The following is a 19,798-nucleotide window of genomic DNA, read 5'->3' on the forward strand; positions in this document are numbered from 1 at the left end:
AGAGGGATTCGCCATCTTCCCAGTTCAGGCCGGTGATTGAGGTGTGTGGTAGGTGCGGTGCGCGGCGGGACTGAAGGCCGGGCCGCGGGCGGGGCATTTCTGAATCTCCGGGACGGGTCCCCGACGGGCGGCGAATGGGATACCGTCCGGGCCAGCTTGGATCGCACCAGGCTCTGTGGGGCGCACCGGCCCCGTCGGTGTCCCCGCGGTCTCCGTCCGGCACAGGAGCACCCGATGAAGTCCCACGCCATGTCCTCCCGGCGCGCCCGCCTCATGGCCGGCGCCGCCCTCACCGCCGTCGCCCTCGGGGGCCTGGGCGTGTACAGCGCCAACGCTTCGTCCCCGGCCGCGCCGGCCACGACCACGGTGCGGACCGACGCGTCGAACAAGAACTTGATCCAGACCACGCACCTGTCGATCGACGCCGCCACCAGAGCGGCGCAGGCCGCGCTCGACGCCGCCGAGAAGGAGAACCAGCGCGTCTCCGTCGCGGTCGTCGACCGCAACGGCAACACGGTCGTCGCCCTGAGAGGCGCCGGCGCCGGCCCGCAGTCGTACGAGTCCGCCGAGAAGAAGGCGTTCACCGCCGTCTCCTTCAACGCCCCGACCTCCGAGCTGGTCAAGCGCCTCGCGAACGCCCCGACGCTCAAGGACATCCCCGGCACGCTCTTCCTCGGCGGCGGCTACCCGGTCACCGCCAAGGGCGCACCGATCGCCGGTATCGGTGTCGCGGGCGCGCCCTCGGGCGACCTCGACGAGAAGTTCGCCAAGGCGGGAGCCGACGCGCTCGGGCACTGACCCCCGTGAACCGCCACCGCCCGCGGCCGGAACCCGAGCCGGCCGCGGGCGGTCGGCTCAGCCGTTCCAGGCGCAACTGCCCAGCGTCGCCTTCCCCTTGCCGACCAGCGAGTCCGCCTCCCGGGCCGGCAGCGCCCGCGTGTGCTCGTCCCGGCAGACCACCGTCCGGTCCGCCCGGCCCGCCAGGTCGACGAGGATCTGGTCCCAGTGGCGGTACTGGACGTCGTGCCCGGAGTCCGCGTACGTGCGGGTCCGCACCTGGCCGGGGGCGAACTGCTCACGCCACGTGGCCAGGGTGCTCGCGGGCACGGTGGTGTCCTTGTCGCCGTGGTACAGGAACACGGGCGCCGTCAGCTTCGACGCGTCCGGGCCGGGGCGCTCGCAGTACAGCCGCTGCTCGTGCACCTGCGGCGCCGGATCCGCCTGCTGGCCGCGCTGGTTGTAGGTCCGCGCCCCCTCCTCGTACGCGGTGTCGGCGAAGCCGGGGATCGACCGGACCGGGCTGTCGGCGGGGAAGGCCCACCACACTCGCGGGTCCCTGATCTGGTCCTTCACGGCGGCCGAGAGCTGCTCGTCGGACAGGGCGCAGTACGCCGGCTTCGCGCCGAAGGGCGGGAGCGCGGCCGCCAGGTGCAGGGCGCTGATCCGCTCAGGGGCGCGGGAGGCGATCTCGGCGGCGTACGGGCCGCCGCCGGATATCGCGATCACCTTGAACTCCCGTACGCCGAGCCGGTCGAGGACCTGGAGCACGTCCTCGGCGTAGTCGGCGCGGCCCAGTTCCGGATCGTAGGCGGTGTCGCCGAAGCCGTTGCGTTCGACCGTGATCATGCGCAGGCCCAGGTTCTGCCGGGTCGTGCGCAGGAAGTCGGTCATGTGGACGGCCCGGGCGCTGGTCCCGGTGCCGCCGATGTAGAGCACCGGAGTGCCGTCGGCCGGGCCCGAGTCGGTGTAGTGGGCGGTGCGGCCCGAGGGCAGCTTCGCGGCGCGCACGTCGGCGCCGAGGGAGTCGAACGTGTTCTGCACCTTCGGCTCGGCCGGGGGGCTCGCGCTCACCGCGCCGGTGCCGCCGATGACGATCCCGCCGAGGAGGGCGAGGGCGGCGACGCCGACGGTGGTCGTGGTGCGGTTGAGCGCGGGCATCGGCACGGGAACTCCTGGGGCCGGAGGGACACTTGACGTGCCCGCGCCTACCCGCCGCCGAGTCGGCTCACACAGGGAGCCGCCGGGGCGGTCGGGACGCCGACGGGATTCGAACCCGCGGGATGAAGACGGGCGTGCCCGCCCCTCTCCTCCAGTCGGCGTGAGCGAGGCACCGCTCACGCCGATCGCAATGGGCCGCTCTGCCACGACGCCCCGACCTGCGGAACCGCGCGATTCCGCTCACCGCAGCATAGAGATCGGACCTGTGCGGGGCGATCGATTTGTCGGCCGATGACGAAGTCCTGCCGCGGCGAGGGTGTCCGGGACTCCCTGCCCGCGGTTCGACCACGGCGCGAATTGAACGGTGCATGCCAAAAGAAGCGCGACCGTGCCTTGTCGTCTCAAGAGGGGCGTGCCTCAATGGGCCCACTCACCACGGCTGACAGACCGTCAGGCCACCGGTGCGACCTTCCCCCCACACGAAGGGCACAGGGCACGCCCATGCGACGAAACCCCCGTATCTCCTTCTCCGCTCCCCTGCGCGCCGGGCTGACCGCGGCGCTCGGCGCCGGCCTCGCGGCCGGCGTACTGGCACTGGCTCCCGCGGCCGGCGCCGTCGCGCCGCAGACCGCCACGATCTCCTTCGACTGCGGCACCTGGGGCTCCGGCAGCGCCACCCTCACCGCGGCGCAGAACGGCACCGCCGCGACCATCGAGGTGTCGACCTCCGCCATCACCGCTCCGATCAATGTCGGCGCGGGCTCCGTGAACTCCACCCTCACCCTCACCAACCACGGCACGGGCGCGGTCCAGTTCACCGGCAACTCCAACCCCGCGATCCCGGCCGGCAGCCCCGTGTCGACCGGCCCGCTCACCGGGACGGTCGCCTCCGGCGACAGCCTGGAGGCGACGTCCCTGAAGGTGGTCGTCTTCGGCATCACGGCGACCTGTACGGCGACCTCCGCGCAGGCCCCGGGCCCGCTCGTCTTCGACTGAGCGCAACGGCGTCCGGCACGGAGGTATGAGGTGCGGGGGTATTGGCCCGTCGTGGCCGGTACCCCCGCACGCGTGTTCAGTGCGCGGCGGCCGCGGAATCCGGTGCGGCTCCGGCGACGGCCGCGATCACGGCGGCATGCGTCGGCCATGCCGCGCGGCCGGGGCGGGTCAGGGCGTAGCTGCGGCGGGTTCCGGCCAGCCCGTCCAGGGGGAGCGTGCGCACGCCGGGGTGGCGGGGGCCGTCGGCGGCCACGAAGGCGGTGCCCAGGCCCGCCGCGATGAGCCGTGCCGCCAGGTCGAGGCTGTCCACGTGATGCTGGACGCGGGGGCTGAACCTGTGCGCCGCCGTCACAACCGCGACGCCGTGGAGCGGACCTCGCCACGGCGCGGGCCGGCGCCGAGCTGATCCGCGCCGCCGACCACGTGGACCTGCTCGTCGAACCCGAGCTGTCCGTCCTCGTCTTCGAGCGCCACGGCTGGGACCACGCGGACTACGCGCGCTGGAGCCGCGCCCTGCTCGATGCGCAAGCGGCCTTCGTCACCCCCACCAGCCACCGCGGCCGCCCCTGCACCCGCCTCGCGATCGTGAACCCGGCGACGCCCCCGGACGACATCCGCCTGATCGTCGACTCGATGCGCGAGCCCGCCGCCCGACAAGGGTCCGATGGTCAAATGCCTATGTGATCAAGGAAAAGAAGGAGTCAAGCGGGCGCATATGGCTTGATCTGAGGCGCGAACTGACGGGACGGCAGGTTAGCCTGAGATTGGTTGTCTGGGGCAACCAAATTGCCCGGGGTGGGCCCCACCCCCTCCGGGCGCGCCCGCATGCGTGGGCGGCCCCGGACCTCCGTGACCGATCGAGCACCACCACGGGCGCACCCAGGGACGAGGGCGCCCGTGGGTTCAGGAGGAACGCACATGCCCGCCGAGGCATCCGCAGCCGTAGCCACCCCCACGCGCGCCACCCGCCAAGACCCCCCATTCTTCCGTACTTTCGTCGAGGAGAGCCTCGACGCCCTCCGGGCCGCCCCGGACCGCGAACTGCTGGTCCACGGCGAACACCGCATGACGTCCCGTCAATTCCACGCGCTGGTCCACGGAATGGCCCACGCCCTCGCCGCCGCCGGCGTCGAGCGGGCCACCACCGTCACCCTGCTCAGCGGCAATCTGCCCGAGGCCGTCGCGGCCCGGTACGCCGCCAACCTGCTGGGCTGCCGCGTCAACCACCTCTACAACAAGCTGTCCGCCGACGTGCAGGCGACGATCGTCCAGGACGTCGAGACGCGGGTCCTGATGGTGGACCCGCGGTACGCGGACCGTGCGGCCGAGATCACGGACCGCGTGCCCGTGCCGCACGTGTTCGTCCTCGGCGGGGGCGGGGGCTCGACAGGGCCGGATCTGACGGCACTCGCCGCCGGGCAGCCGGATGACCCGTTCGTCTCCCGGGCCCGGCCCGACGACATCTGCACCATCCGGCACACCGGCGGCACCACCGGCCACCCCAAGGGCATCGTCACCACCTTCGAGCAGGTCGCCCGGATGAACCGCATGACGACCGCGGTCCGCCCGGGGGAGCCGGCGCCCCGCCAACTCGCCTGCACCACCCTCGCGCACGCCGCGGGCCTGCTGGCGGACATCGTGATCCGCTCCGGCGGCACCGTCGTGCTGCACGACGACTTCGACGCGGGCGAGGTGCTCGCCACCATCGAGCGCGAACGCGTCACCCGCCTGTTCCTGCTGCCGCCGCTCCTCTACGAGCTGCTCGACCACCCGGAGTTCACACGGCGCGACCTCAGCAGCCTGCGTGGCCTGACGTACGGAGGCTGTCAGGCCTCGCCCGCGCGCATCGCGGACGCCGTACGCCGTCTCGGGCCCGTGCTCGTGCAGTTCTACGGGCAGAACGAGGCCGGCGGGATCAGTGTGCTCACCGCCGACGACCACGACCCGGAGCGGCCCGAACGGCTGCGGTCCGCCGGCAGGGTGCTGCCCGGCGTGGACGTCGCCGTCCGCGCCCCCGACGGCCGGGACCTGCCCACCGGCGAACTCGGCGAGATCTGCGTCCGCTCCGAGGGCGTGATGACGGGCTACTGGAAGCAGCCCGGACTGACCGCCGAGGTGCTGCGTGACGGCTGGCTGCACACCGGCGACATCGGGTTCCTGGACGCGGACGGCTACATCACGGTGGTCGACCGGCTCAAGGACATGATCGTGGTCGTCGGCGGCCACGTGTACACCACCGAACTGGAAGACCTCGTCAACGCGCACCCGAAGGTGCGCCAGAGCGCCGTGTACGGCGTGCGCGACGCCGACCGCACGGAGCGGGTGCACGCCGCGGTCGTCCCCGTGCCGGGCTCCGGCGTGACGGCGGAGGAACTGCGGGCGGCGGTGCGCGAGGAGCGCGGCGCGATGTACGAACCGGCGCACATCACCTTCCTGCCGGTGCTCCCGCTGACCGACGCCGGCAAGCCGGACAAGAAGCTGCTGCGCAGGCAGGCGGAGGAAGCGGCCGCACGGGTCTAGAGCCGGGGCCCGCGCTCCCGCCCGCAGGAAGCCCTCCGGCGGGCGGGAGTCGGCGAGGGCGGACCCGGGGTGAGCAGTCGGCAGGCGCTCTCCACGAACACCGCGGCATCGGCCGACGCCGGCCGGGGCCCGCACCCGAGCTGATGTGAGAGGGCGGCGGCAACCGTCGTGTGCCCCCCGTGCCGGGACAGGTACCACCGTCCGCCGCCGACCTTCGACCACAGCCCTCCGCCCTCGGCGAAGCGGAGCGCGCGGGGCGTGACCGGCTCCCGGAAGGACGACCCGCTCCTCCGCGCTCGCCCGGACATGGACCTCGAACGGGCAGGCACCGAGGTCTGCCGCCGTGGCCGACGTGACGACACTCAACTCCAGCCCCGTGCCTGGGCAGTGCGTCGCCGTAGCGGCCAACTCCTTGCCCAGGGCCCGCTGTTCGGCATGGCCAGTCACCCCCGCGACGACAGCCAGCACGTCCACGTCACTGCGCGCGGCCCGGAATTCGCCCAGCACGGCCGAACCGTGCACGTACACGTCGACGAGATGCGTCGAGCCCAGGGCGTCTCTGGTGGTCTGACGGCCCCCCTTGTTCTTACTAGACCAGTCTGTATATTAAAAGTCATGCCACGCCGAACTGACACCAGGGAACGGGTACTTCGCACCGCGGCCACGCTGTTCCAGACGCAGGGGTACCACGCCACCGGCCTCAATCAGGTGCTCGCCGAGGGCGGGGCGCCGAAGGGGTCGCTCTACTTCCACTTCCCGGGCGGGAAGGAGCAGTTGGCCTCGGAGGCGCTCGCGCTGTCCGGCGGCGAGATGTGCGACCTGATCAAGGCGGCCCTCGACGCGGCCGACGAGCCCGAGGCCGCCGTCGGGGCCGTGCTGCAGGCGCTCGCCGACGCCCTGGAGGCCTCGGACTTCACCGCGGGGTGCCCGGTCGCGACGGTCGCGCTCGACGCGGCCGGAGACAGCGAGACGATCAGAACCGCGTGCGAGCGCGTCTACGCGTCCTGGACCGACACGATCAGCGACCACCTCGTCGGACACGGAGTCGCAGCCGACCGCTCGGCGGCCCTGGCCGTCGTCCTCGTCGCCTCGATCGAGGGCGCGCTCCTGCTGGCGAAGACCCGACGGGACGTCGCGCCGCTCCACGCGGTGGGCGCCCACCTGCGACGGAGTATTGCGGAGGCTGTGCGATGAGGATCCACCATCTGAACTGCGGCACCATGCGACCGTTCGGCCGCCGGCTGGTCAACGGGACGGGCAGCCCTTTCGGTCCCGGCGAGATGGTCTGCCACTGCCTGCTGATCGAGACCGAGCAGGGCCTCGTACTCGTCGACTCAGGTGTCGGGCTCGACGACGTGGCGCGGCCGTCGGAGTCGCTGGGCCGAGGGTTCCGGGTCGTGGCCAGGCCCGTGCTCGACCCGGACGAGACCGCCGTGCGTCAAGTGGCCGCGCTCGGCTACGACATCGAGGACGTGCGCCACATCGTCCTCACCCACCTGGACCTCGACCACGCCGGCGGACTGCGCGACTTCCCCCGCGCCAAGGTCCACGTGCTGCGGACCGAGCTCGACGCCGCGCTGTCGGCCGGGACGCGCGCCGAGCGGATCCGCTACCCCGCCGCGCAGCGGGCGCACGGCCCCGACTGGGAGACCTACGAGGCGGTCGGCGAATCCTGGTTCGGCTTCGACGCCGTGCGCGGGCTCACCGGACTTCCCCCGGAGATCCTCCTGGTGCCGCTCGCCGGCCACACCAGGGGCCACACCGGCGTGGCGGTGGACAGCGGCGACGGCTGGCTGCTGCACGCGGGCGACGCCTACTTCTTCCACGGCGAGGTCGACCCCGCCGACCCCCGCTCGACAGCGGGCCTGCGCCTGTTCCAGTCCCTCGTGGAGACCGAGCGGTCGCCCCGGCTGCACAACCAGCAGCGGCTGCTGGAACTGGCGCGGACCAACGGGGACGAGATCAGGATCTTCTCGGCACACGACCCCGTGGAACTGCACCGGCACCAGAGCGCGACGCCGTCCGTTGCCCCGTGACGGGCACTCGTCCTGCTTCGCCCGCCCTGCGTGAACCGTCAACTCGGCGGCCAGCCACGGCTGTTCGTGACCTCTTCCGCGATGCGGTCCCACCGCGCGGCGCCGCCCGGCAGCGGCCAGGACCAGGTCGGGCGGCCCGCCGTGTCGAGGGCGCGGAGGCGGCGGGCGAGGACCGGGCCCATGAGGGCGGCGCCGTCGGGTACAGAGGGGCCCCGGGTGGCGCGGAGCCCGGCGAAGCGGGCGAGTTCCGACGTGTACGCGCCCACCGCCTCGTCGACCCGCGCGGCCAGCTCGTCGCGGGGCGTCACACGGCGCAGCTCCAGGAGCGCGGGCTCCACGGACTCGGCGATCGCCGCGGCGAGGCGTGCGTGCCCGTCGAGGATCAGATGGCAGTCCAGGCCGCTGATCCACCACGTCAGGACCGGCGGGAGCGTCCCGTCCCTGGCCTGCTTGCGGTACGCCTTGACCCGGCTGTCGCCGGCGTTCGGCATCGGCCGCGACGGCAGGACCTCCCAGGACCCGGAGTGGACGAACCAGTCGATGTACCCGTCGGGATGCCCTTCGACGAGCAGCTCGCCCCAGTGCTCCGCGAGCGGGACCCCGGCGTCGCGGCCACGGAGCCGGCCCTCGGGCGAGAGCAGCCAGCGGCCCTCATGCAGCGGTCCGTCCGGTGCGTCGGCCAGGAAGCGGGCGAAGCGGTGCGCCCACCGCTGCGGGCTGCCCGCCAGGGCGCGAGCCTCATCGGCGCGCAGCGGCGGGACGATCGAGCGGTACGCGTCCGTACGCCAGAAGTCGACGCCCGCGTACCCCGGATCGATCACGGCGAGCAGGACGGGCGCGTCCCCCTGGGAGATCAGCAGCCGGTTCCCGGCGCTGTACACGCACAGCCCCGGACGCGGACGGTCCCGCAGGTCCAGGGAGAGCCCCACCCACGTGCCGTCGTCCTCGGTGACATCGCCGCGTCGCATACGGCGAGCCTAGACGGCCGCCGCTACAAGCCCGGGACGGTGAACCCGTTGAGGGCCCACAGCGCGGCCGAGTACCAGAGCAGCCCGATCGCGGCGAACAGCGCGCCGCCCGCCACCGGCAGCGTCCAGCCCGGCAGCCGGCGGCTGCGCACCACCAGCACCTTCGCGACGAAGGCCCCGTACAGCGCGCAGCCCGCGACCGAGTGCAGGAAGACACGGGCGCTCGACGTCTCCACGCCGTAGGTGCGCACACAGTGGAAGGCGATCGGCACCGACAGCAGGAAGGCCAGCCAGCCGACGGCGCGGTGGGCCGGGCGGACCCGCCCGGGCCGGGCGCGGCCGTACATCCACAGCGCGAGCAGGACCTGGACGACCGCGAGACCGAACAGGGCCGACCCCAGGCGGGCCTTGAGCGTGACCGCGTCGGCGCCGTGAGCGCCGAACAGGCTCGTCGTGTACTCGGGGGAATGGTGCCGGCCGGTCAGCCAGATCGCCACCCCGACGGCCACGGGCAGCACCGCGCCGAGCGCGACCGCGACGGCCCGGGCCGGAGTCGTGGTGGCCACCGGTCAGTCCTTGTCGACCTTGTTCCCGTCGGCGTCGAGCACGTACCACTCGGCGCCGAACTGGTTGAGGGCCTGGCCGTTCGCGTCGCCCGGCTTCGTGTCGCCCGCGTACCCGTAGACCGGGTGCCCGTGGTACGTGACCTGGGTCTTGCCGTCGTCCCGCTTCGTCGTGCCGAGCAGCTTGTCCTGCGCCGAGCCGCCCACCGACGCCTTGCCCTCCGTCAGCAGCGGCGGCCAGGCCGTCGCGCAGCCGCCCTTGCACGTGGAGCTCGTCGACTTGTCCGCCTCGAACAGGTACAGGGTGCGGCCCTTGCCGTCGACGAGAACCGTGCCGAGGTCGCCGACCTTCGCCGTCTTCACCTCGGCCGCGGCGCCGGACGGGGCGCTGCTCGGGCTCTTGCTGGTCGACGACGACGGAGACGCGTACGAGGAACCGCCACCCCCGTTGTCGTCGGAACAGCCGCTCGTCGCGGCGATCGTCAGGAACGCGGCCGTGCCCACGACGGCCAGGCGCATACGCCTCATCACAGCTCCACATGTCGACTCGGGAGGCCCGGCGTCCGGGGGCCCGCTGCCCGCATACTGCTCGATCGCGCCATCCCGGCGGCCGACGGTGCCTGGGGCCGCCGGGAGTTTCACCGGTATGGCGGCGTCGACCGGAGCCGGGGGCGGCGCGGCGCGGAAGGCACTCTTGCGGGGCCCGGGCAGGCCTTTCACACTGCGGATCACGGGGCGGAGCGCGCGGAAGCGGAGTGGGGGAGTGGTGCGGTGATGGCAGCACGTCGAGGGCGCGGCCGGTTACCCAAGGGCACGCGCCGCAAGCTGCAGGGCCTCGGAGCGGGCGCGGCCGCGATCGCCGCCGTGTGGCTGGCGGTGAACTGGGACCAGGTGTGGCCCGTGGTCGCGGCCGTCGCCGGGGTCGTCGTGGCGGGCGGCGTCGGCTGGGCCCTGTGGCGGGCCCACCGGAACGCGGTCGGCCAGGACCGTCTCTGGCGCGAGGAGGAGGCGGAGAAGGCCAGGGAACGGTCGATGACGGAGGTCGACGCGCTGTCCTGGCAGGAGTTCGAGCAGTACGTCGCCGAGCTGTGCCGCCGGGACGGCTGCACGAAGGTCGTCGTCAGCGGCAGGAGCGGAGACCTCGGCGCCGATGTCGTCGGCCGGCTCCCCGACGGGCGCAAACTCGTCGTCCAGTGCAAGAAGTACGCGCCCGACCGCAGCGTGTCCTCCCAGGACATGCAGAAGTTCGTCGGCACCGCCCGCCCCGAACACGGCGCGGACGTCGCCCTGTTCGTCACCACGTGCCGTACGTTCACCAAGGCCGCGCAGGGCCTCGCCTCGCGCCAGGACGTCGTCGCCCTGCACCGCGACCTGCTCGGCGCCTGGGTCAAGGGCGCCCACCTCGACACCCTGATCCCGCTCAACGGCCAGGGCGACGGCAGGACGAAAAGACGCTCGACGGCCTGAACTAATCTTCGCCGCATGGCCATGACACCTGATGAGTTCTACGAGCACGCGCTCGCCGCCACCGACGACGCGCACCGCCTCCCCCTGGCCCGGATGACCGGGTGGGAGATCAGCCCCTTCGAACAGGAGGGCCTGAGCGTCACGCCGCTGCGCCCGCCGGTCGTCCCGGAGCCCCCGCGGCACGGTGAGGACCCGGCGGAGTGCGGCTCGTGCGGCCGCCGCGACCAGGGCATCTGGTTCAACGAGCGCTGGCGCCTGACCCGCGTCAAGGAGGTCGGCGTTCCCCTGGTCCTCATGCTGCACCCGCGCGACCACTACGACATGGCGGACCTGCCCGATGAACTGGCGGCCGAACTGGGCGTACTGACGACCCACATCGTCCGCCACGTACAGGCCCTGCCGCACATCTCCCGCGCCCACGTCTACCGCATCGGCGACGGCGGCGCCCACCTGCACATCTGGTTCTTCGCCCGCCCCGAGGGCCAGACCCAGATGTACGGCTCCTGGCTCCCCGTCTGGGACGACCTGCTCCCCGAATACCCGGCGGACCTCGCGGACGCGGACGCGGACCAGGTGGCCGAGTCCCTCCTCAAGTCCGCCGGCGGCACACGTACGGCGGCCGAGGCGGCCGGCACGCCCACGGCCTGAACCACGCGCACATCCCTCATGGCCGCCACCGTACCGAGGCGGCCATGAGGGAGAGTGCGGGTCAGGAGGAGATGGTGCTCGTGTGGGAGACCGTGCGGCCCGCCGCCAGGTTCTCCGCTACCTCCTCGCGCCAGACCTTGTCGGCGCGGCTGGTGTCCAGCTCGAACTCGAAGCGGTTGGTCATCTCCGGGGTGATGTCCTCCACGTCGACGTAGAACTGCTGGTACCAGCGGCGCAGTTGGTAGATCGGGCCGTCCTCCTCGGTGAGGAGCGGGTTGTCGACGCGGGCCTTGTTCTGCCAGATCTCCGCGTCCTGGCGGAAGCCGATCTCGACGCCGGCGCCGAACTGCCGGGCCGCCGCGTTCGCCGCCTCGTTGTCCATGCCGGGCAGCTTCTTCACGATCACGCCGAACTGCAGCATGAACGCGTCCTGGCGGACTGGGTAGTGACTGTTGATCAGGACCGCCTCCAGCTCCTGGCCGCCGCCGACCGGGCTCCACAGGTAGTCGATCATGTAGGAGGGGCCGTAGTACGCGGCCTCGGAGCGATTCACCGCGGGCTCCGTGCCCGGCGGGACCATGCCGAGGTCGTAGTCCTGGCGGTACTCGAAGTTCATCTGCTGGGCCGCCGTGTGCCCGTCGAGGACGTTCTTGAAGTACGTGGGGAAGGAGTAGTGCACGTAGAAGAAGTGCGCCATGTCCGAGTTGTTGTCGACGATCTCGCGCGGGTGCGAGCCCTCGATGAGGATCTGGTTCCAGGTCCACTGGCTCCACTCGTCGCTGAACGCGCCCTCGATCCTCGGGATCGCCTGCTCGGGGATCGGCGGATTGCCCTGCGGGTCGTGCCAGACGAAGAGCTGCTTGTTCTCCTCCAGCGTGGCCCAGCTCCGGGTCTTGGCCGTGCGCGGCACGCGGCGCGCGTAGGGGATCGCGGCGCACTTGCCGTCGCCCGACCAGCGCCAGTCGTGGAACGGGCAGGCGACCGCGTCCCCCTTGATGCTGCCCTGGCTCAGGTCTCCGCCCATGTGCGGGCAGTAGGCGTTGAGGACGTGCAGCTCGCCGCTCTCGCCCTGGAACACCACGAGCTTGGTGCCGAAGGCCTCGATCTGGTGCGGCTTGCCGTCCTTGAAACTGTCGGCGAGGCCCAGGCAGTGCCAGCCGCGGGCGAAGCGGTCCGGCATCGCGCCGGTCCTGATCGTGTGGAACGAGCTCATGAGGCGTCCTTCATGTGGGTCGCGGCGACGTAGCCGAAGGTCATGGAGGGGCCGATGGTGGAGCCGGGGCCCGGGTAGGTGTCGCCCATGACGGCCGCCGAGCAGTTGCCGGTGGCGTACAGGCCGTCGATCGGTGTGCCGTCCTCGCGCAGGACGCGGGCGTGCTCGTCGGTGAGCAGACCGCCCTTGGTGCCGAGGTCGCCGGGCTTCACCGGCAGGGCGTAGTACGGGCCCTGGGTGAGCGGGTGCAGGTTCGGGTTCGGCAGCGTCGGGTCGCCGTAGTAGCGGTCGTACGTGCTGTCGCCGCGGCCGAAGTCGGCGTCACGGCCCTGCTCCGCGAGGGAGTTGAAGCGCTGGAGCGTCGCCTCCAGCCGGTCGGCCGGGACACCGATCCTGCCGGCCAGCTCGCGCACCGAGTCGGCCGTCTTGAGAATGCCCTCCTCTTCGAACGCCTTCGGGAACTTCTGCCCGGGGACCAGACCGAGGAACGGGTAGCGCTTGCGGGCGACCGAGTCGAGGATGATCCACGAGTTCTCGGGCGCGCTCGGGCTCGCGTACATGCGGTCCACGAACTCGTGGTACGGAGCGGCCTCGTTGACGAACCGCTCGCCGTCGCCGTTCACGATCACCATGCCGGGGATCGCGCGGTCGGCGACCAGGAAGAACAGCCCGCCGCCCGGGACCGGCGTGGACGGAGCGCCCCACACCTTGTCCATGAGGGCGAGCGCGGCGCCCGCCTCGATGCCCGCCGTGAGCACCTCGCCGACCTGGCCGGGCGAGGAGTGCGTCCAGTCCGCGGAGGTGGGCCGCGGCAGGTACTTCTCGCGCAGCTCCTGACTGTGCGAGAAGCCGCCGGCGGCGAACAGGACACCGCGCCGCGCCCGCACGGTCACCGTGCGGCCGTCCCTCTCGACGCGCAGACCGACGACCTTGCCGTCCTCCAGCACCAGCTCACGGAACGGAGAGTCGAGCCACAGGCCGCCGCCGGACGCGGCGAGCGCGAGCCGCAGCCGGCCGACGAGCGCGGTGCCGAGCGCCGCCATCTTCTTGCCGGCGAGGAGGTTCTTGGCGGCGGCCGCCGCCATCTTCACCGCCGTCCTGCGGCCCTTCCACGTGCGGGCCGCCATGTTCAGGAACCGGAAGTCGTACTGCGTGATGGTCAGGCCGTACGTGGGCAGCTCGTTGGTGCGCAGCTTCTCCCGCTCCGGGCCGAGCTTGCGCAGGTCCAGCGTCTCCGGCTCGATGGTCCGGCCGCGCGGCCTGCCGCCCTTGCGCTCGGGATAGTAGTCCGCGTACCCGGGCACGTACTTGAACCGCACCCAGTCCGTGCGCTCGTGCAGGAAGCGCAGCATCTGCGGGCCGCGCGTCAGATAGGCCGCCTTGCGTTCCCGGCTGACCTGGTCGCCCACGGTGGCGTCCAGGTAGTCCATGGCGTTGTCGAACGTGTCGACCTCACCCGCCTGCTGGAGATACAGGTTGTCGGGTATCCACAGACCGCCGCCGGACAGTGCGGTCGAGCCGCCGTACCGGTCGGTCTTCTCCACCACCAGGGCGGACATGCCGTGCAGCTGCGCGGTGATCGCGGCGGTCAGGCCGCCTCCACCGGAACCGACCACCACTACGTCGTACTCGTGATCCCAGTCCACTGTGACTGTTCCCTTCACTGAAACCGAGCTGTGGCCGAGGCACGCGCCGCAAGAGGGGGTCTTCAGGCGTGCGCTCGGGCGGCGGGGCGTGGACCCGGTCCGATCCGTGCCGGCGATGCCGGTGACGCGCCCTGTCTCCCTGGCCCTGCGGGAGTCCCTGAACGTTCCATCCGAGGGCCGGGGAGCAACAAGCCCGTCTTCCCGCTCAGTGGGAGACCGAGGGAGATCGGGGGAGATCCGGCGGCGCGCTACGGGTTCCCGGGCACCTCGGTCAGTGCCTGCTCGGCCGTGTCGCACCAGGTCAGGCCCGCCCGGGCCATGGTCAGCGCGTACGAGTGGAGCAGATCGGGCGGACCCGGCGAGCCCTCCGTCTCCTCGGAGGTGAACCGGGCGAGCCAGGCCTCGAACTCGCGGCGCTTGGCGCGGATCAGCGGCAGGGCGTGCGCCGGACTGAGCGACTGCACGAAGAGCAGCTTCAGCAGCGCCTCGTCACGCAGTTGCGGCGCCGCGGGCGGCTGCACCAGCCACTCGTCCAGGGCCCGCCGGCCCTGCTCGGTGGCCTGCCAGATCACCTGCCGACGGCCGCCCGAGGATTCCTGACCCGTGATGAGCCCTTCCTCCTGGAGGCGCTTGAGCTGCGGATACAGCTGGGCGTAGCTCACCCCCCAGAAGGCGTCCACCGTCTCCGCGCAGGCCCGCTTGATCTCGTAGCCGGAACGCGGGCGCACGGCGATGAAGCCGAGGGCGGTCCAGGCCGTCGCCGTCAGTTCGGTCCTCGCCAAGGTCTTGCCTCCCCGATATATCTTCCATATATATAGGCAACCTACTGGGCTGCCGGTCCGTGAACCACCGGCAGCGGCCCCGTCATCGGAGCGCACCCGGTCCGGTGCCCTCCCCTCCGTCTCCGCACCCTCGCTCAGGAGGACAGGTGCCCCCCTCGATCGGATCGATAGACCAGCTCGGCTACGTCGTGAAGGACGTCGAGGCCGCCATGCGGCACTGGACGACGAACCTCGGCGTCGGCCCCTTCTTCTACTTCCCGCAGGCCGCCGTCGGCCGGACCTTCTACCTGGGCGAGCCCACCGACGCCCGCATCGCCGTCGGCATCGCCCAGGCGGGCGACGTGCAGATCGAGCTCATCCAGCAGCTCAACCCGCAGGCCCCCAGCGCCTACCGCGACTTCCTCGAGGAGCGCGGCGAAGGCCTGCACCACGTCGGGCACTTCGTCACGGGCGAGGGCGACGACACCTACGACGCGTTCCTCGCCCGCTTCGCCGAGGCCGACGTCGAGCCCTACCACCACGGAGACTCGGGCCCCGGCAGCCGCTTCGCCTATCTGCCCACCGAGGAGCACGGCGGCACCGTCGTCGAGGTCATCGAGACCGCCCAGTGGGGTGGCTTCTTCGACGCGATCCGGGCGGCCGCGGCCGGCTGGGACGGCAGCGACCCCGTCCGCGAGATCACCGTTCCCTGACCGGAAAGGACCCGGCGACCATGCGCGCACTGCGCCTGCACGGACCGAAGGACCTCCGCCTGGAGGACATCCCCGAGCCCGAACTGCGGCCCGGCACCGTCAAGATCAAAGTCGACTGGTGCGGGATCTGCGGCTCCGACCTGCACCTCTACCAGGCGGGACCGGCCGCGTTCGGCCTCGACCACCCGCACCCGCTGACCGGCGAACAGGCCCCCGCCGTCATGGGGCACGAGTTCGCCGGCCACGTCACCGAGATCGGCGAGGGGGTCACCGGACTCGCCGTCGGCGACGCCGTGTGCGTCGAGCCGGAGATCTACGACGACACCTGCGCGTACTGCCGGCACGGCGACTACAACCTCTGTCAGCAGTGCGGATTCGTCGGCATCAACGGCTGGGGCGGCGGCCTGTCCGAGTACGTCGTGCTGCCGCCCCGCATGGTGCACCGGCTGCCCGACGGCGTCGGCACCGACGTCGGCGCCCTCGTCGAACCCCTCGCCGTCGCCTGGCACGCCGTCCGCCGGGCCGCCCTCCCGCCCGGCGCCGCCGCGCTGGTCGTGGGCGCGGGACCCATCGGTCTGGGCCTGCTGTCCGCGCTGAACGCGACCGGCGCCCGTCTCGTCGCGGTCAGCGAACTCAGCGCGGCGCGCAAGGAGTTGGCGGAGCGCCTGGGCGCCGGGGCCGTGCTCGACCCCACGCGGGACGACGTCCTCGCCCGCGTGCGGGAGCTGACGGACGGGCTCGGCGTGGACGCCGCCTTCGACGCGTCCGGCCTCCAGGTCACCCTCGACACCGCGCTCGGCTCCCTCCGCAAGCGCGGCACCCTGGTCAACCTGGCCATGTGGGAGCAGCCGGCGGCGATCACGCCGGGACAGTTCATGATGAGCGAGACCTCGTACACGTCGAGCATCGGCTACGCGGGCACGGACTTCCCGTCCGTCATCGCCGCGCTGGCCCGCGGCACGATCGACGCGGCCCCCTTCATCACCTCCCGCATCCCGCTGGAACGGGTGGTCGAGGACGGCTACGAGAGCCTGCTCGGCGCGGGCCGTGACGCCCACGTGAAGATCCTCGTGCACCCCTGACCGGGCCCCGCGACCCGAGACCGTGTCCGGCTTGACCGGATGCTGACGACTGCTTGATCGAAAACTGGGACTCCGCACGACGGCCCCTGAGTAGGCTCGCGCCGAATCACGACCGAACTGGGGGAGTTGACGTGGTGGAGGACAACAAGAAGGTGGTCGCGGGCTTCTTCGAGGCCGTCAGCGCGCGCCGGCCGGAGGACCTGCCGCGGTTCCTGGCGGACGGCGTCGTGGACCACAACAAGATCATTCACGGGGAGGCCGACGAGCCGGGGGCGGCCTTCGAGGGCCTGCGTCAGCAACTGGCCGCGTTCGACCCGCTCGCCGTCCAGGTGGACGAACTGATCGGCGAGGGCGACCGGGTGGTCGCCCGGGTCACCCAGCGGGGCGTCCACGGCGGTGTGCACGCGCGGATGCCGGAGCCGACCGGCCGAGCCTTCGAGAACGAGGCGATCTGGATCTTCACCGTGACCGCGGGGAGGATCACGGAGATCCGGGCGGTGAGCGACCGGCTCGGCCTGTTCCTCCAGCTGGGCTGGCCCTGGCCGCAGGCCGGCTGACGGCGGTCGCTCCCCGCCCGGGCGCGGTCAGAGGAAGCGGCGCAGGAGGCCGGACTTGACGCGGTTGAACGGCGGGTAGGCCACGCGGAGCGGGTCGCCGATCAGGGGCTTGTCGAGGATCGGCTTGGTGTGGCTGAACGTGTCGATGCTGTGCTCGCCGTGGTAGCCGCCGATTCCGCTCTCGCCGACACCGCCGAAGGGCAGGCCGGGGACGGCGAGATGGGCGTTCGGGGCGCCGAAGGACAGGGCGCCCGATGAGGTCTCCGTCGTCAGGCGGCGCTTGGTGACGGCGGAGTCCGTGAAGGCGTACAGGGCCAGCGGCTTGTCGTGCGCGTTGACGAAGGCGATCGCGGCGTCCAGGTCCGGGACGCGCAGGATCGGCAGCACCGGGCCGAAGATCTCCTCGCGCATCACCGGCGCGTCCGGGTCCACGTCCGCGAGGACGGTCGGGGCCAGGTAGCGGTCCGCCCGGTCGTGGGCGCCGCCGGTGACGATCCGGCCGCTGTCGAGGAGCGCGGTCAGACGGTCGAAGTGGCGCTCGTTCACGACGCGGCCGTAGTCGGCGCTCCGCACGGGGTCGGCCCCGTACATCTCGCGGATCGCGGCCGTCAGATGCGGCTCGATCTCCGTGGCGGCCTCGCCGATCGCGAGGAGGTAGTCGGGGGCGACGCAGGTCTGCCCCGCGTTCATGAACTTGCCCCAGGCGATGCGGCGGGCGGCCGTGGCCAGATCCGTGCCCGGCTCGACGATCGCCGGGCTCTTGCCGCCCAACTCCAGGGTGACCGGGGTGAGATGGCGGGCCGCGGCGGCCATGACGACACGGCCGACCGTGCCGTTGCCCGTGTAGAAGATGTGGTCGAACCGCTGCTCGAGCAGCGCCGTGGTCTCCGGGACGCCGCCCTCGACGACGGCCACCGCCTGCGGGTCGAGCGCACGGGGAAGCCAGTGGGCGAGCGCCGCGGAGGTCGCCGGGGCGAGCTCGCTCGGCTTGACCACCACACTGTTGCCCGCGGCGATCGCGCCGACCATCGGGGCGAGGGCGAGCTGCAGCGGATAGTTCCACGGGGCGATGACCAGCACCGTGCCGAGCGGCTCGCGCACCGTACGGGCCTGGGCCGGGCGCAGCGCGAGCGGCACGGAGACGCGGCGGGGGCGCAGCCAGCGGTCGAGATGGCGCAGGGTGTGGTCGATCTCGTTGAGCGTGAACCCGATCTCGGTCGTGTAGGCCTCCGTGGCGCTCTTGCCGAGATCGGCGCGGAGCGCGGCGACGAAGGCGTCCTCCTGCTCGACCAGCAGGCGGCGCAGCGCGCGCAGTTGCTCCTTGCGCCACTCCAGGGGCTTGGTGCGGCCGTCGGCGAAGGCCGCGTGCAGACGGGCGACGGTCGCTGCCGCGTCGTCGTCCGCCGGGGCGGGTGTGGTCCGGATCGTGGAAGCGGTCATGCGCTCGAGCATAAACAAAACGAAAGCGTTTCGTTTCGTTTTCCTGTTACGGTTCGGGCATGACCCGCACCACAGGCCCCGGCGCCGGTACCGCATCCGCCGAGGTGTCGTCCGCGCCGCGCCGGGGGCGGCCCCGCGACGCCGCCCGGGACCGGGCGCTCCTGGAGGCCACGCTGGCCGTGCTCGCCGAGAGCGGGTACCGAGGGCTGACCACGGCCGCCGTGGCCGCCCGCGCGGGTGTCTCGACCGCGACTCTCTACCGGCGCTGGTCCTCGAAGGAGGACCTCGTCGTCGCCGCGGCCGCCACGGTCACCGAAGGCCCCTGCGATCCGCCGGGCACCGGCAGCCTCGAAGGCGACCTGCGGGTGGTGCTGCGGGACAAGGCCGCCGTCATGACCGGCGAGAGCGGCCGGCTGATGCGCGCGCTCGTGGGGGAGGCGGCCTGCAACCCCGTGCTGGCCGGGGCGCTCACCGTCGCCTTCCTGGAGCCCGTGTACCGGCGGGTGGCCGAGGTCGTGCGGTGCGCCGTGGAGCGCGGCGAGATCCCCCCGGTCGAGAACCCGGACCTGCTCGGCGAGATCGTGGTCGGACCGGTGATGAGCAGGTTCCTGCTGACCCCGGATCCGCCGGAGCGGGTGCCGGCCGACGCGGCGCGCGCCGAGGCCGACCGCTTCCTGCCCTTCGTCCTGCGGGCCGTCGGCGGAACCCCGCGCACGTGACCGCCCGGTCCTGCGCTCAGGGCTGGTCCTCGACGTAGGACGCCAGGTTGGCCAGCGACGAGGCGATGCCCGCCTCGTGGACCGCCTGGTCGATGCCTGGGGGCACGTCCGTGGCGGTCACCGTCACCTCGGTTCCCGTGCGGACGGGGACCAGGTCCCAGGTCATCGTCATCGTGCCCGCGTAGGCGGGGTCGTCGGAGTCGAACACCGCCTGCTGGGTGACCCGCCGGGGTCGCACCAGCTCGCCGAAGCCCACGTCGACGACGTCCTCGCCGGCCGAGGACTTCCCCGGGCCTCCGGTGGGATCGAGGTACGTGAGCACCATCCGGAACCCGCCGCCGGGCCGCGGGTCCCACCGCTCGACGCGCCCCCGCATGCCGTCCGGCGGCAGCCATGCCTCCAGCGCCTCGCGCCGCAGGAGAGCGTCGTAGACGGCCGCCTGCGGCGCCGCGATGATCCGGCTGACACGATCGGTCCTGACCATGAGCCGAGTGTAGGCAGGCGCGGGCGGGGATGACGGGTATCCCGCAC

General features: G+C 72.3%; 22 protein-coding genes and 1 tRNA gene. 12 read left to right on the forward strand and 11 right to left on the reverse strand.

Going from position 1 to position 19,798, the window contains the following annotated elements; genetic code table 11:
- Positions 1–234: 234 nt before the first annotated feature.
- Entirely contained in the window at positions 235–798 is a 564-nt protein-coding gene (locus ACFW9D_RS10490) for a heme-binding protein (RefSeq protein WP_384620066.1), read from the forward strand.
- Between the two features lie 57 nt (positions 799–855).
- Here ACFW9D_RS10490 and ACFW9D_RS10495 read toward each other — a convergent pair whose 3' ends face one another.
- Together ACFW9D_RS10495 and ACFW9D_RS10500 are read right to left on the reverse strand one after the other, a co-directional pair.
- A complete protein-coding gene (locus tag ACFW9D_RS10495; protein WP_384620068.1) occupies positions 856–1,938 on the reverse strand; it encodes an alpha/beta fold hydrolase in 1,083 nt (360 codons plus the stop codon).
- A 94-nt stretch (positions 1,939–2,032) separates the two neighbouring features.
- Positions 2,033–2,151: transfer RNA gene (locus ACFW9D_RS10500), tRNA-OTHER, on the reverse strand.
- A gap of 288 nt (positions 2,152–2,439) precedes the next feature.
- On the opposite strand from ACFW9D_RS10500, the gene ACFW9D_RS10505 reads away from it, so the two are divergent.
- Positions 2,440–2,934, forward strand: a complete 495-nt coding sequence (locus ACFW9D_RS10505; RefSeq protein ID WP_384620070.1) for a hypothetical protein — start codon at positions 2,440–2,442, stop codon at positions 2,932–2,934.
- 76 nt (positions 2,935–3,010) lie between these two features.
- Here ACFW9D_RS10505 and ACFW9D_RS10510 read toward each other — a convergent pair whose 3' ends face one another.
- Entirely contained in the window at positions 3,011–3,286 is a 276-nt protein-coding gene (locus tag ACFW9D_RS10510) for a LysR substrate-binding domain-containing protein (protein WP_384620073.1), read from the reverse strand.
- A gap of 71 nt (positions 3,287–3,357) precedes the next feature.
- On the opposite strand from ACFW9D_RS10510, the gene ACFW9D_RS10515 reads away from it, so the two are divergent.
- The 4 genes from ACFW9D_RS10515 (at position 3,358) to ACFW9D_RS10530 (ending at position 7,490) form a co-directional block, all read left to right on the forward strand.
- A complete protein-coding gene (locus tag ACFW9D_RS10515) occupies positions 3,358–3,618 on the forward strand; it encodes a hypothetical protein (RefSeq protein ID WP_384620076.1) in 261 nt (86 codons plus the stop codon).
- 234 nt (positions 3,619–3,852) lie between these two features.
- The gene (locus ACFW9D_RS10520; protein ID WP_384620078.1) at positions 3,853–5,454 is read left to right on the forward strand and encodes an AMP-binding protein; all 1,602 of its coding nucleotides are present in this window, start codon (positions 3,853–3,855) and stop codon (positions 5,452–5,454) included.
- Between the two features lie 615 nt (positions 5,455–6,069).
- A complete protein-coding gene (locus ACFW9D_RS10525; RefSeq protein WP_384620081.1) occupies positions 6,070–6,648 on the forward strand; it encodes a TetR/AcrR family transcriptional regulator in 579 nt (192 codons plus the stop codon).
- Entirely contained in the window at positions 6,645–7,490 is an 846-nt protein-coding gene (locus ACFW9D_RS10530) for an MBL fold metallo-hydrolase (protein ID WP_384620082.1), read from the forward strand. Before ACFW9D_RS10525 ends, ACFW9D_RS10530 begins: the two co-directional genes overlap by 4 nt.
- Positions 7,491–7,528: 38 nt before the next feature.
- Here the strand turns inward: ACFW9D_RS10530 and ACFW9D_RS10535 are convergent, their stop codons facing one another.
- Genes ACFW9D_RS10535 through ACFW9D_RS10545 form a run of 3 tightly spaced genes read right to left on the reverse strand, consistent with a single transcriptional unit; the run spans position 7,529 to position 9,549 of the window.
- Positions 7,529–8,458, reverse strand: coding sequence for a hypothetical protein (locus ACFW9D_RS10535; RefSeq protein WP_384620084.1), 930 nt, complete (start codon positions 8,456–8,458; stop codon positions 7,529–7,531).
- 23 nt (positions 8,459–8,481) lie between these two features.
- The gene (locus ACFW9D_RS10540) at positions 8,482–9,024 is read right to left on the reverse strand and encodes a DUF6529 family protein (protein WP_384620087.1); all 543 of its coding nucleotides are present in this window, start codon (positions 9,022–9,024) and stop codon (positions 8,482–8,484) included.
- A 3-nt stretch (positions 9,025–9,027) separates the two neighbouring features.
- Entirely contained in the window at positions 9,028–9,549 is a 522-nt protein-coding gene (locus ACFW9D_RS10545; protein WP_384620088.1) for a hypothetical protein, read from the reverse strand.
- Positions 9,550–9,795: 246 nt separating this feature from the next.
- On the opposite strand from ACFW9D_RS10545, the gene ACFW9D_RS10550 reads away from it, so the two are divergent.
- Entirely contained in the window at positions 9,796–10,488 is a 693-nt protein-coding gene (locus ACFW9D_RS10550; protein ID WP_384620090.1) for a restriction endonuclease, read from the forward strand.
- A 15-nt stretch (positions 10,489–10,503) separates the two neighbouring features.
- Complete coding sequence (locus ACFW9D_RS10555; RefSeq protein ID WP_384620092.1) at positions 10,504–11,136, forward strand: hypothetical protein; 633 nt, start codon at positions 10,504–10,506, stop codon at positions 11,134–11,136.
- A gap of 61 nt (positions 11,137–11,197) precedes the next feature.
- On the opposite strand, the gene ACFW9D_RS10560 is transcribed toward ACFW9D_RS10555, so the two are convergent.
- The 3 genes from ACFW9D_RS10560 to ACFW9D_RS10570 form a co-directional block, all read right to left on the reverse strand.
- A complete protein-coding gene (locus ACFW9D_RS10560) occupies positions 11,198–12,349 on the reverse strand; it encodes a Rieske 2Fe-2S domain-containing protein (RefSeq protein WP_384620094.1) in 1,152 nt (383 codons plus the stop codon).
- Positions 12,346–13,995 (reverse strand): FAD-dependent oxidoreductase, encoded by a 1,650-nt coding sequence (locus ACFW9D_RS10565; RefSeq protein WP_384620097.1) that lies wholly within the window; start codon positions 13,993–13,995, stop codon positions 12,346–12,348. Before ACFW9D_RS10565 ends, ACFW9D_RS10560 begins: the two co-directional genes overlap by 4 nt.
- A gap of 248 nt (positions 13,996–14,243) precedes the next feature.
- Positions 14,244–14,777: a PadR family transcriptional regulator gene (locus ACFW9D_RS10570; RefSeq protein ID WP_384620099.1), complete on the reverse strand. Its 534-nt coding sequence runs from the start codon at positions 14,775–14,777 to the stop codon at positions 14,244–14,246.
- A gap of 146 nt (positions 14,778–14,923) precedes the next feature.
- On the opposite strand from ACFW9D_RS10570, the gene ACFW9D_RS10575 reads away from it, so the two are divergent.
- The 3 genes from ACFW9D_RS10575 (at position 14,924) to ACFW9D_RS10585 (ending at position 17,108) form a co-directional block, all read left to right on the forward strand.
- Positions 14,924–15,469: a VOC family protein gene (locus ACFW9D_RS10575; protein WP_188335529.1), complete on the forward strand. Its 546-nt coding sequence runs from the start codon at positions 14,924–14,926 to the stop codon at positions 15,467–15,469.
- A gap of 20 nt (positions 15,470–15,489) precedes the next feature.
- Positions 15,490–16,551, forward strand: a complete 1,062-nt coding sequence (locus tag ACFW9D_RS10580; RefSeq protein ID WP_384620101.1) for a 2,3-butanediol dehydrogenase — start codon at positions 15,490–15,492, stop codon at positions 16,549–16,551.
- Positions 16,552–16,682: 131 nt separating this feature from the next.
- Positions 16,683–17,108 carry an ester cyclase gene (locus tag ACFW9D_RS10585; RefSeq protein ID WP_384620104.1) on the forward strand — a complete coding sequence of 142 codons (426 nt, stop codon included), beginning with the start codon at positions 16,683–16,685 and terminating at the stop codon, positions 17,106–17,108.
- Positions 17,109–17,135: 27 nt separating this feature from the next.
- Here ACFW9D_RS10585 and ACFW9D_RS10590 read toward each other — a convergent pair whose 3' ends face one another.
- Complete coding sequence (locus ACFW9D_RS10590) at positions 17,136–18,548, reverse strand: aldehyde dehydrogenase family protein (RefSeq protein WP_384620106.1); 1,413 nt, start codon at positions 18,546–18,548, stop codon at positions 17,136–17,138.
- A gap of 59 nt (positions 18,549–18,607) precedes the next feature.
- Here ACFW9D_RS10590 and ACFW9D_RS10595 point away from each other — a divergent pair, with 59 nt between their 5' ends.
- On the forward strand, positions 18,608–19,267 hold the full coding sequence (locus tag ACFW9D_RS10595; RefSeq protein WP_188335525.1) for a TetR/AcrR family transcriptional regulator: 660 nt from the start codon (positions 18,608–18,610) through the stop codon (positions 19,265–19,267).
- Positions 19,268–19,283: 16 nt separating this feature from the next.
- Here ACFW9D_RS10595 and ACFW9D_RS10600 read toward each other — a convergent pair whose 3' ends face one another.
- Positions 19,284–19,751, reverse strand: a complete 468-nt coding sequence (locus tag ACFW9D_RS10600) for an SRPBCC family protein (RefSeq protein ID WP_384620108.1) — start codon at positions 19,749–19,751, stop codon at positions 19,284–19,286.
- Positions 19,752–19,798 lie beyond the last annotated feature (47 nt).

This window comes from Streptomyces sp. NPDC059524, assembly GCF_042749255.1.
Classification (GTDB): Bacteria; Actinomycetota; Actinomycetes; order Streptomycetales; family Streptomycetaceae; genus Streptomyces; species Streptomyces xanthii.

What these genes read in the sequence shown, in the direction of transcription:
- ACFW9D_RS10490 (WP_384620066.1), top strand. Translation starts at nt 235, where the DNA reads ATGAAGTCCCACGCCATGTCCTCCCGGCGCGCCCGCCTCATGGCCGGC.
- ACFW9D_RS10495 (WP_384620068.1), bottom strand. Translation starts at nt 1,938, where the DNA reads ATGCCCGCGCTCAACCGCACCACGACCACCGTCGGCGTCGCCGCCCTC.
- ACFW9D_RS10505 (WP_384620070.1), top strand. Translation starts at nt 2,440, where the DNA reads ATGCGACGAAACCCCCGTATCTCCTTCTCCGCTCCCCTGCGCGCCGGG.
- ACFW9D_RS10520 (WP_384620078.1), top strand. Translation starts at nt 3,853, where the DNA reads ATGCCCGCCGAGGCATCCGCAGCCGTAGCCACCCCCACGCGCGCCACC.
- ACFW9D_RS10525 (WP_384620081.1), top strand. Translation starts at nt 6,070, where the DNA reads ATGCCACGCCGAACTGACACCAGGGAACGGGTACTTCGCACCGCGGCC.
- ACFW9D_RS10530 (WP_384620082.1), top strand. Translation starts at nt 6,645, where the DNA reads ATGAGGATCCACCATCTGAACTGCGGCACCATGCGACCGTTCGGCCGC.
- ACFW9D_RS10535 (WP_384620084.1), bottom strand. Translation starts at nt 8,458, where the DNA reads ATGCGACGCGGCGATGTCACCGAGGACGACGGCACGTGGGTGGGGCTC.
- ACFW9D_RS10545 (WP_384620088.1), bottom strand. Translation starts at nt 9,549, where the DNA reads ATGAGGCGTATGCGCCTGGCCGTCGTGGGCACGGCCGCGTTCCTGACG.
- ACFW9D_RS10550 (WP_384620090.1), top strand. Translation starts at nt 9,796, where the DNA reads ATGGCAGCACGTCGAGGGCGCGGCCGGTTACCCAAGGGCACGCGCCGC.
- ACFW9D_RS10555 (WP_384620092.1), top strand. Translation starts at nt 10,504, where the DNA reads ATGGCCATGACACCTGATGAGTTCTACGAGCACGCGCTCGCCGCCACC.
- ACFW9D_RS10560 (WP_384620094.1), bottom strand. Translation starts at nt 12,349, where the DNA reads ATGAGCTCGTTCCACACGATCAGGACCGGCGCGATGCCGGACCGCTTC.
- ACFW9D_RS10580 (WP_384620101.1), top strand. Translation starts at nt 15,490, where the DNA reads ATGCGCGCACTGCGCCTGCACGGACCGAAGGACCTCCGCCTGGAGGAC.
- ACFW9D_RS10590 (WP_384620106.1), bottom strand. Translation starts at nt 18,548, where the DNA reads ATGACCGCTTCCACGATCCGGACCACACCCGCCCCGGCGGACGACGAC.
- ACFW9D_RS10595 (WP_188335525.1), top strand. Translation starts at nt 18,608, where the DNA reads ATGACCCGCACCACAGGCCCCGGCGCCGGTACCGCATCCGCCGAGGTG.
- ACFW9D_RS10600 (WP_384620108.1), bottom strand. Translation starts at nt 19,751, where the DNA reads ATGGTCAGGACCGATCGTGTCAGCCGGATCATCGCGGCGCCGCAGGCG.